Here is an 11,054-nt window from a genome sequence, read left to right as displayed (position 1 = left end):
TTTTGTTCATGATTGTAATTTTTAAAATTTAAAAGGTTTAATATAAATAGTGGTTTGAAAAGGGAAAGCAAAAGCTATTCCCCCTTCAAACAAACTGAGTTTTATTTTTTTACAATTTCTTTGGTTTCTCCACACATGGCCATCATTTCACCCATGTAAGGGTTATGGATTTCCTTTTGTGCACTTAACCAAAAACCTTCTCCACTTTCAAAGGCCATAGGACAGGATTGATAATATACAGTTTCTTCTACTCCAAATTCTTTTACACTATGAAGTAGTGTCTGGCTTAACAGGTCAAGTTCCTTTTTTTGGATGTCTAATTCATTGCTGGCCTGCATATTCTTTAGATTTTCTTGCATGCCTTCGAATTGTTCCATCCAATCTTTCATATATTGATCTTGGACCAGTTTCATGTCCGTTTTTTCCAAAGCATTTTTTACTTGGAGAGCCTGTTTTTGGATATCTTTTGGATTATGGTTAAAGAAAACATCAGTAAGTTGATAATAGGCCTTTAAGACCTCATTCAGTTGTTTTTGGAATTTAGGATTCACTCCTTCAGCTTTTGTAATTTCCTGTTTTGTAGGTTCATCAGCATTGGGTTGACTCATCATACTTGGCAAACCTTTAAGCTGAGCAGCAGCATCAACAGAGAAAGCACCGTTAGTTACGACTGATTCTCCATTGTTTAGACCTTCTTTTATAATATAAGTATCTCCTAAAGATTGTCCTAAGATAACCTGACGAAGCTGAAATGTGGGTTCTTCACGATCTTTTAGTTGTACATATACCACTGAACGAGTTCCTGTCCATAATACCGCCGATTTAGGTATAATTAGTTGATCTATATCACCACTTCCTAAATCTGCAGAGATTTTTGCTCGGGCAAACATATCTGGTTTTAGGAGTTGCTCCTTATTACTTACTTCTGTTCGTATAGAAACGGTTCGTGTCTCAGGATTAACAACAGGATCAATGTAAGTGATAGATGCTTCAAATGTCCGGCCTGGTAAGGAGGATACTGTAAATTTTACTTTATCACCTGCTTCCAAAAAGGCCAAGTCACTTTCATAAGCATCAAACATAACCCACACTTTGCTTAGGTCTGCAATGTCATACATGATGGTGCCTTCCTGTAGGTGATCTCCCAAGTTTACTCTTTTTTGAGTAACATAACCTGAATTACCGGCATGAATTTCAAACAGGTTTTGTACTTTTCCAGAGTTTTCAATGGCTGTAATTTGCTGATCTGATATTTTCCAGTTTCTCAATTTATTACGGGCCGCTTCCAAAAGCTGGGGATACTTTTCTTTTGTTTTAAGGGCTTCTAATAGCTCCTCTTGTGCGACTATTAATTCGGGAGAATAGACATCAGCTATTTTCTGCCCTTTACGTACTTTTTCACCCGTAAAGTTGATATAAAGTTTTTCCACCCTTCCTGGAACATGGGCAATTTCATTGGCAAACCTTCTCTCATCCACTACTACTTTTCCATTTAAAAGGATTTCCTTTTGGGCTTTTCCTCTCATTACTTCTGATGTTTGAATATTAGCCATGGCAATGGCACTTTCACTCATCTGAAGTTCGTTAGGATTTTCCTGCCCTGCATTGCTTTGGACAGGAATCAAATCCATCCCACAGATAGGACATTGTCCAGGTTCATGTTGTCTGATTTGGGGGTGCATGGAGCAGGTCCAAAGTGTATTTTGATCTTCGGATTGATCCATTTCATTGTTGGTTTGTTCTTTGTTATGGTCAGTTGAACCATTTCCGCCAAAGATTAACCATCCGGCTAATAAGCCCAGTAGTACAAATAATATCGGACGTAGTTTTTTAATATTTATTAATGCTTTCATAACGATAATATAATTATGAATAACGAAGGAGGAATTTTGATTGTATTAATGGATCTCTCCTTCTAAAAATATTTTTTTGTTCGAAGGGGATCTTAAACCAATACTTTGTTGATTTCAGCCCCAATTTTTTCTGCTTAATCAGTTTAGATTTCTAATTCTGTTGCAGCCAATTGATTGAGTTGAGCAACAGTTGTATTAAAGGAAACTTTGGCTTCCACGGAAGATAATTCATAAACTAATAATTCTCCCTGAATCCGTAGCACCTCCTCATAGCTTTTCTTTCCTGTGCTAAAGTCTTTAATGGTAAGTGTTAAAGCTTGTTTCCCCTGAGCAATTTGTTCCTTGTAAAGTGCTATCGACAATTGTGATGCTTTGAGGCCTTCCATAATCTGGGTGTAGGCAAGACTCAAGTCATTCTTTAAAGCGATCTCTTTAGCTTCAATGGATTTTAAATTAAAGTTTGCTTCCTTTTTAAGGGCATTATATTTTTTTCGGTACAGGGGAATGCTGACGCCTACCATAGGCATTATGACATTTTTCCCATTTGTTACCGGTACCATTTGGTCGTCTCCAGAAATTCTTCCAATGCTTACATATTGTACAGACAAAGAAATGTTGGGCCTTCCCTGCAATTTGGCTACCCTCTGTTGTTCTTTCGCCGCTTTCTTCATAGCATTGAGAGTTTTCATCTGTGGGTTTTGTTGAAATACGATTTCCAAATTATTCTCATTTGGTAATTCTTCTAATGGAATACTTTCGGGAATCTGGATATTTTCTTCAGGATCCCGATTCAGAAAATTATTGAAACTGTGGACCAAAGGTTTTTTATTGAGCTGCAATAAGGCTAACTGGTTTTCCGCTTCTCGAATTTTAAGCTGAACAGTAATCACATCTGCCATGCTGGCCTTACCTGTTTCGTATTTTTGGGTGGCCAGCGTCTCCAAATAATTCAGTAAGTCTATGTTCTCTTTTGTAATTCGGATTCTTTCTTCCAGTTCAAACAATTGGTACCAATTCTGCCGTATATTGAAGAATAAATCGTTTTTGGCAGAGTTAAACTCCCAGAATTTTGCTGCTGCACTTTGAGAAGCAACGTCTTTTCTGGCCTTCAGGGTCCCAAACCAAGGAAATTGTTGACCAATGGTAATCCCTCCCTGAGTAGGCCCGTTTCGGGTTTGTATGGGCTGAATGTAATACCCTATGCTTAAGGAAGGGTCTGGTAAAGCACCAACCTGAGGTACTAATTCTAATGCTGCCTGATAATCATTAAATAAAGCTTCGAGGTTTGGGTTGTTTTCAGCGGCCTCCCGTAGATAATCATCCAAACTTTGAGCCGAGGCAAAACTTCCCATTCCTAAAAGCAAAAGGAGTAGGAGGCCCAGGATTGGACCTGTTTTCCTCGGGATTTGTTTTATTATTTTAATTCGCTTCATCTTATTTACGCTTAGCTTATTGGGTGTCATTGGTTAAAATTTGAAAGTTGAAGAGGCAAAATCCTGCCTCTCTGCTGTTTATGCTTCACTTTTCACTTTTAACTCTTCATTCTGAACTAATTTCCGTTGCTGCCAAAGGGCATACAAAACAGGAACTACAAATATGGTGATGATCTGAATGAACATGCCCCCAAAAGAAGGAATGGCCATTGGGATCATAATATCTGAACCTCTTCCGGTGGAGCTGAGTACTGGTAACAAGGCAAGTAGGGTGGTAGCTGTGGTCATCATTGCCGGTCTCACTCTTTTCTTACCTGCCAGTAATACCGCATGGTAAAGCTCCTTTTTATTCTTTGGTTTTTTCTCTTCAAATACCTGGGTTAGATAGGTAGCAATTAATACCCCATCATCGGTAGCAATACCAAATAGAGCAATAAAACCTACCCAAACTGCAACACTTAGGTTGATAGTTTTCATTTGCATTAAATCCCTTATGTTTTCACCCATAAAGGAGAAATCCATAAACCAGTTTTGACCGTAGGCCCAAAGCATCAGAAATCCTCCTGCGAGTGCTACGGAAATTCCTGAGAAAACCATCATACTTACCGTCACAGACCGGAATTGGAAATACAATATCAGGAAGATGATTCCTAAAGCAAGTGGTACTACAATAGCAAGCCTTTTGTCTGCTCGTATTTGGTTTTCATAATTCCCAGTAAACTGGTAACTGATACCTGCTGGAACTTTTAATTCGCCAGAATCGATTTTGGTCTGCAGGTAGCGTTGAGCATCTTCAGCTACATCAGTTTCAGCATATCCTTGCTTTTTGTCAAAAAGGACATAACCCACCAAAAAGGTATCTTCACTCTTTATGGCCATTGGACCATTAGAATATTGTATCTCTGCTATTTCTGTTAATGGAATCTGGGTGCCATCAGCAGTAGGAATTAAAACTTCTTTAATGTTTTCCGGAGAATCCCTTAATTCTCTTGGATACCGAAGTCGAATTGGGTAGCGCTCCCTTCCTTCCACGGAGGTAGTTAAAGGCATTCCCCCAAGAGCCACTTCCATGTAATTCTGAAAGTCCTTCACAGAAATGCCGTATCGGGACATAGTCGTCCTATCCAATTTAATTTCCAAATAAGGTTTACCCACAATTCGGTCCGCAAAGACCGCCTGTTCTTGAACTGTAGGAACTTCTTTGAGTAATTTTTCCAATTTTAATCCAAAGGCCTCAATGGTTTCCAAATCAGGGCCTTTTACTTTTATCCCCATGGGTGCGCGCATTCCGGTTTGTAACATCACCAATCGGGTTTCTATTGGCTGTAATTTTGGTGCAGCAGTTACCCCTGGAATTTGGGTTACCTTGGCAATTTCTTGCCAGATATCATCCGGAGTTTTTATATGGCCTCTCCATTGACGGAAATATTCTCCTTTTTTATCAGGAATGAGCTCTCCATTGCCATCTTTCAAGTAATTTCCATCTTTATCCACAGCAAAACGAATACGATTACCGTTTTCGTCAAGTATGTATTCACTTTTATAATTAATAATGTTTTCGTACATGGAAATTGGTGCTGGATCCAATGCAGATTCTGCTCTTCCTGCCTTTCCTACTACGCTTTCTACTTCAGGAATGGCATTGACGGCCATGTCTAGTTGCCTTAAAACTCTTTTATTTTCTTCTACTCCCGAATGTGCCATGGAAGTCGGCATCAGTAAGAAAGAACCTTCGTCCAGTGAGGGCATAAATTCTTTTCCAATCCCCGGAAAGGTATGGGCGAGGCCACTCCAAATTTTGGTAGGGCGAATATTTAAGCCAAAATTGTCAAAACTGGAAGCCACAAAACCAAAAGTGGAAGTAAAACCTCTCCAACTCATAATCCCAATAAGGACAATTACAAGGGGAAGGGTTAGGAATTTACCTTTGTTGTTCAGACACCATTTAAGGATATTCTCATAAAAATGAATAACCAGATAAAAGGTAAATAACAAAAAGCCAATAATGAGGGTAACAAATATAAAGTTGCTACCCATGCTTCTACTAGGACCTAGTGGTAGCCAATCTTTGGCCAGTAAAAATGAAACAGCTAGGGCGGCTATGAATACATTGATCCCTGCGTGGTATTTTTTTATTGATTCTGGCAAATAGTTTTCGCTAAGATTACTTATACCGAAAGCAATTAATATGATTCCAGCCCATCCATTCCAAAAGATAGCTATAGCTAAACCTAAAACCATTAGCAGAATATTGACCCATTTACTTACCTTTCCACGGTCTATTTTTATGGAAAATAACCAATAGGCTAGGGTTGGTAATATGAATAAGGCCACAATAAGGGAGGCTATCAAGGCAAAGGTTTTGGTATAAGCCAAGGGGCCAAACAACTTACCTTCGGCTTCCTGCATGGTGAAAACTGGCAAAAAGCTCACCACGGTGGTAGCTACGGCAGTTACAACGGCTGTAGCCACTTCTGATACTGCCTTGTAAATGATTTCGAGCAGGGACTCTCCGGGCCTGGCTTTTTCCAAATAGGTGAGCATATTTTCGGATAACACAATACCGAGGTCGACCATGGTACCTATTGCAATAGCAATTCCAGAAAGTGCCACAATGTTGGCATCTATTCCAAAGTATTTCATGGCCGCAAAAACCAATAGGACCGCCAGAGGCAATAAACCTGAAATAATCACTGAGGCTCTCAAATTGAATACCATAACAATTACCACAATGATAGTGATGATAACCTCTTGTGTTAGGGCTTCGTCTAGGGTGCCTAAGGTTTCTTTGATTAATTGGGTACGGTCATAAAAAGGAACAATAGTCACTTTTGAGGTTCTACCATCTTTAAGAGTTTTTTCTGGAAGACCGGTGGAAAGTTCCTTTATTTTATCTTTTACATTATTGATAACTTCCAGGGGGTTGGCACCATATCGGGCAACCACTATACCTCCAACGGCTTCGGCTCCTGATTTGTCTAAAAGTCCTCTTCTGTTACCTGGCCCAAAGGAAATTTTAGCAATATCTTTCAGTCGGACTGGTACATTTTTATTGACCGTAACCACAGTTTCTTCTAAATCTTGCAGGTTTTTGACATAACCCAGTGCCCGAATAAAGTATTCTGCTTTATTGACTTCTATGGTTCGGGCTCCAACATCCAGGTTACTGTTTTTTACGCTGCTCATCACTTGGGCTAAAGTCACATTGTAGCCCTCCATAGCTGCAGGATCCACATCAATTTGGTATTCTTTGACAAAACCTCCGACAGATGCTACCTCAGATACCCCTTCTGCCGAAGAAAGTGCATACTTAACATAAAAATCCTGGAGAGAACGAAGTTCTTGCGGATCCCAGCCGCCAGCAGGTTTTCCATTTTCATCCCGCCCTTCCAAGGTGTATTCAAATACCTGACCTAGTCCAGTGGCATCTGGTCCTAAAGCAGGTTTTACTTCTTCTGGTAATGTTCCAGCAGGTAAAGAGTTAAGCTTTTCCAAAATTCGGGAACGACTCCAGTAAAATTCCACTCCTTCATCAAAAATGATGTAGATACTGGATAAGCCAAAAATAGAGGAACTTCGGATGGTTTTTACTCCAGGTATTCCCAGTAAGGAGGTTGTCAGCGGGTAAGTGATCTGATCTTCAATATCCTGAGGAGAACGCCCATTCCAAGTGGTAGATACGATTTGTTGGTTTTCTCCAATATCAGGAATAGCGTCTACAGCTACCGGATTGGATGGTAAAGGAGAAATGTCCCAGGAAAAAGGTGCTGTCACCAGACCAACTCCTATAATGGCCAGGATAAGCAGAAAAGTTACTAGCTTGTTCTCAAGGAAAAAGCGAATGATTTTGTTTAACATAACTTCTTTTTTCTGTTTTCTTTTTTTAAAAGTTCACTTTACGTGAAATATTCGGTCCCTTTTTATCAGATTTAAAAGAAATGATTGATAAAATTATTATGGGATATTTAAATTTTAATTTGACCTGTTTATAATGGGTAGCGAAATTCTACTTTTATTTGGGTCAACTTTATATCTTAAAGTTGAAGTAGAAAAGGCCCATTTGATTTACAGGAACAAATTTAAAGGAAGGCACAGCCATAGTTGTTGCATAATTTCTGTTTAATCTTTATGAAATATTGATTTCACAGATTATACCAAAAAGCTTTACCTTTAAAACAGAAAAAGAAGTGTTTAATTTCGAAAAACTTGCAAGAAAGCGAGGAATTGTAATTTCCGCTTTCTAAAGGATAGGGGTGGTTTTGAATAAGGTCTGACCTTTTGGCCAAATATTTTCAAAAGGTGTAAAAATCCAAAGGTAATAAGGATAAATAATAATGGAGTCAGATCAAAAGATGCTTGAGTTGGAGCAGTTATATCATTTTCTGACTGCAGATGTTCAAAATCATTGACACAACAAACAGAACTTAATGTAAAAGGGTCAAACGGATTTTCTTGAGAAGTCTCCCAGACTGGCTCGGATTTCATTTCATCCATGTCCATGCAGCAATCTAACTCTTCACCCCAAAGCCCTATGGAATGTTTCATTAAGATTTCCCCACAATAGTGTTTGGATAAGGTAATGCCTACACTTTGTAAAAGAATAAGTCCAGTGAGAAATATGTTCAGTACAAGTTTTGGCATTGATTTTTCTGATATTCAGTTGTTTTGCTTAAAACTGATGGTACAAATCAATTTAAAAATCGGAATAATTACAAATCGAAACGCTTTTTTTTACCAAAGGTTGTGTGGCTAGTTAATTTTTTTCTTGGAAAGATTTTAGTTTTTTCCAGCCAAATTTGCAGAATCAAGAAAAGAAAGCTCCAATCCAGGGCTTTCTTTTTTTGAATGTAATTGATTAGGTATTAGTAAGTCTAGTCTTTTTTCACTGAACTCATGCTTCCCTTTTCGATATAAATTGTTGGATTACCACGGTAACGCACACTACTTGCTCCACTGGCATCTACATTCAAGTCTTCTTCTACACGAAGTCTTAAATGTGAAGCTCCCCTTGCCTCAATATCTGCACTAGTGGTTGTAAATTCAAAAGCCTTTAACCGGGAGGCTCCGCTGACGTCTGCAATCATATAATCAGATTTTCCTTCCAGGGTAAGTTGAGAAGCACCACTTAAATCAATATCAATTTCGGAAGTGGATGTGGAAAGGTAACAAATTGCTGCTCCGGATAAATTCACCAAAAAGTCATCTCCTTTATACCCTTCGATAAAGGCTTTGCTTGCACCACTAAAATCAATGGCCTCAAGTCTTGGCATAGTAATATTTATCCTTGGACGCTCTTTGTTGTGGTATTTTGAAAAGGCATTATCTTTTAAATCGATCCTTAACTGATTTCCATCTTTTCTCACTTCAACCTTATTAAGTATTTTGTCTTCATCCGAACTAATGGTAATGTTGTAATTATCTCCCTGTTGGACATTTATTTCAAACAAACCACCTATTTTTAAATCTGTAAAATCTTCTATAGTATAGTTTTTTTGATGTTTTTTCGTGGAGTAAGCAATAGGGTCCTCTTCCCATTTGTTATTTTTGGGCTCATTATAGGCCCTGTTGGAGGACCTGCTACCACAACTGATACATTTTAAACCAGAAGGGGTAAACATCCAGGTATTTCCCTCCATTTGTGAAACTCGGTACCCATTTCTGTTAATAGTATTCCGGATGATATATTTTAAATTTTCATCCATCATAAAGGGACGGTTATAGGGAATATAGAGGGTCATGTTTACTTTTTGTGCCCTAAATTTTGATTGTTCATTGAAAAGAATGTTGGAGTCAAAATTTAATATGGAATCGTTTTGTTGGACGGTATAACTAACCATTCGGGCATTTTCGATGGCCTCTCTTCTGCTTTTTCCTCTCGCAGAGAATTTTTGAACCAATTTGTAATCTGGTTCATTGTGGCCTAGTAATTTTAACTTTACCCCTTCATAATCATCCATTCCAACCTCATTTAATTGAAGAAGAATTGTTTTATAATCTAGGTGATATTGTTGGGTTTTTCTAAAGGATCCGGTCTCTTTAAAATTTCCGATAATTGATGGAACGGTAAAGGCAAAAGCCATCATGCTAATTATCCAAAGAGCAAAAAGGGACCATCCAATTGGGGCATTTAATGATCTCCTTTTTGTAATTATGGCAATTCCTAATAAGACCAATCCCAAAAATGGAATCCCTATAGCCAGAAAGCCGAAAATGGTGGCAAATAAGGGTACTGTTCCTGATAATACATCAATAGGAATTCCGTCTAACATGAAGTTGTGTACTCCCAGTTGATCCAAAAAGATGGTGCCTTTTCCGGCAATTATCCCTAGAAAAACACCGGAAACTGCTATAATGCTTACCAGTGTTACAAGGGCAATAAAAATTAATAGAAGACCAAAACCTACGCGAACGGCCTCCCCTAAGAATTTTAAAATCGGGCCTAAAGCTTTGCCTAATGCCTCAAAAATTACCGCAATGAGGCGAAAGGGAAACAAAAGAATCTTTACAAAAACACTTTCTTCTTTGTCTTTTTCAACTTTAAGACTCTTTTTTATATTGGATTCAATATTGGATAAAGTCACAGGTTCCCCCTGCATTTTCATTTTATCCGTTAGACCTTTTGCCTCAGGAGTAATGATCCAAAGTATGAGGTAAATGATTATTCCGGATCCACCAAATATGGCAGTAAGAACAAAAAGAACTCTTATAAGGTTGGGGTCCACCCCAAAGTAAGCAGCCACCCCGCTGGCAACACCTCCAAAAACCCTCTTATCCGGGTCCCGGAACATCTTTTTGACCTTTTTGTCTTCTGGAAGATCATATTTAGGCGGGATTACGATCCACAAAATGATATAAGTTACAAAAGTGAGCCAACCTATAGTGGAAGAGAAAAAGACGTCAAACAGTAGGCCGATAAATACCAAACGAACCCAAAAGGGATCAACTTTTAGATAATGGGCAATTCCTGCGCACACTCCTCCAATAAGGCTTTTTTTACCATCCCTGTATAATTTTCCAGAGGTTTCTGTTGATTTGCTTTGTGTAGATTTTTGTTTTTTGGGTTCCTCCTTTTCTTCTTTTTCTTCTTCTTTTTCAAAAAGCTCTTTTCCAGCCTCAATGGCTTCAAAATCCTCCACCGAGCCCATTGTGGCAATCAATTCATCTATATCTTCTACATTGATTACTTGTTTCCCATCCTTTAATTTGGAAAGGAAGATTTCTGCAATCCTACTTTCGATGTCAGCTACAATTTCACCACTGTCATCTAGGGTGGAGAAATATTTATTGATAGAAGTCAAATAATTTTTTAAGCGCTCGTAGCCGTCTTCTTCAATATGGAATATGATTCCGCTGATATTTATACTAATATTCTTTTTCATGGCGGCAAGCTTATACTTTTACTTTAGATTGGGTGTTCGAGATAATTTGATTTGTGGAGTCCACAAGGTCCTTCCAGGTTGCACTCAGACTTTTTAAGAAAATATTACCTTCATCGGTAAGTTTATAATACTTTCTTGGCGGTCCCGAATTAGATTCCACCCATTTGTATTCTACCAGATCAGCTTTTCTTAACCGGGTTAATAATGGGTATAACGTTCCCTCTTTGACAATAATCTTTGCTGAGGTCAATTCTTCTAACATGTCTGAGGCATATACTTCACCACGTGAAATTATATGCAATATGCAAAATTCCAGTGTCCCTTTTCTCATTTGCACTTGAGTATTCTCTAATTTCATCATTCATGACTTTTAAAGGGTCAATGTTTTC

General features: G+C 38.3%; 6 protein-coding genes. All 6 read right to left on the bottom strand.

The window, feature by feature from the left end; genetic code table 11:
* Positions 1–101 precede the first annotated feature (101 nt).
* The 6 genes from E1171_RS16485 to E1171_RS16460 all read right to left on the bottom strand — a co-directional run bounded on the left by E1171_RS16485 (position 102) and on the right by E1171_RS16460 (position 11,023).
* Entirely contained in the window at positions 102–1,853 is a 1,752-nt protein-coding gene (locus tag E1171_RS16485; protein WP_155207150.1) for an efflux RND transporter periplasmic adaptor subunit, read from the bottom strand.
* 143 nt (positions 1,854–1,996) lie between these two features.
* Positions 1,997–3,286, bottom strand: coding sequence for a TolC family protein (locus E1171_RS16480; RefSeq protein ID WP_187696504.1), 1,290 nt, complete (start codon positions 3,284–3,286; stop codon positions 1,997–1,999).
* 78 nt (positions 3,287–3,364) lie between these two features.
* Complete coding sequence (locus E1171_RS16475; protein WP_155207148.1) at positions 3,365–7,144, bottom strand: efflux RND transporter permease subunit; 3,780 nt, start codon at positions 7,142–7,144, stop codon at positions 3,365–3,367.
* Positions 7,145–7,477: 333 nt separating this feature from the next.
* Positions 7,478–7,927: an HYC_CC_PP family protein gene (locus tag E1171_RS16470; RefSeq protein ID WP_155207147.1), complete on the bottom strand. Its 450-nt coding sequence runs from the start codon at positions 7,925–7,927 to the stop codon at positions 7,478–7,480.
* A gap of 230 nt (positions 7,928–8,157) precedes the next feature.
* Positions 8,158–10,665, bottom strand: a complete 2,508-nt coding sequence (locus E1171_RS16465; protein ID WP_155207146.1) for a PspC domain-containing protein — start codon at positions 10,663–10,665, stop codon at positions 8,158–8,160.
* Between the two features lie 10 nt (positions 10,666–10,675).
* Positions 10,676–11,023 (bottom strand): PadR family transcriptional regulator, encoded by a 348-nt coding sequence (locus E1171_RS16460; RefSeq protein WP_155207151.1) that lies wholly within the window; start codon positions 11,021–11,023, stop codon positions 10,676–10,678.
* Positions 11,024–11,054: the final 31 nt, after the last annotated feature.

Source organism: Xanthovirga aplysinae (assembly GCF_009711365.1).
In the GTDB taxonomy this organism is placed as follows: domain Bacteria; phylum Bacteroidota; class Bacteroidia; order Cytophagales; family Cyclobacteriaceae; genus Xanthovirga; species Xanthovirga aplysinae.
This window is presented reverse-complemented; position numbering and strand designations above follow the sequence as displayed.

What these genes read in the sequence shown, in the direction of transcription:
- E1171_RS16485 (WP_155207150.1), bottom strand. Translation starts at nt 1,853, where the DNA reads ATGAAAGCATTAATAAATATTAAAAAACTACGTCCGATATTATTTGTA.
- E1171_RS16480 (WP_187696504.1), bottom strand. Translation starts at nt 3,286, where the DNA reads ATGAAGCGAATTAAAATAATAAAACAAATCCCGAGGAAAACAGGTCCA.
- E1171_RS16475 (WP_155207148.1), bottom strand. Translation starts at nt 7,144, where the DNA reads ATGTTAAACAAAATCATTCGCTTTTTCCTTGAGAACAAGCTAGTAACT.
- E1171_RS16470 (WP_155207147.1), bottom strand. Translation starts at nt 7,927, where the DNA reads ATGCCAAAACTTGTACTGAACATATTTCTCACTGGACTTATTCTTTTA.
- E1171_RS16465 (WP_155207146.1), bottom strand. Translation starts at nt 10,665, where the DNA reads ATGAAAAAGAATATTAGTATAAATATCAGCGGAATCATATTCCATATT.
- E1171_RS16460 (WP_155207151.1), bottom strand. Translation starts at nt 11,023, where the DNA reads ATGAAATTAGAGAATACTCAAGTGCAAATGAGAAAAGGGACACTGGAA.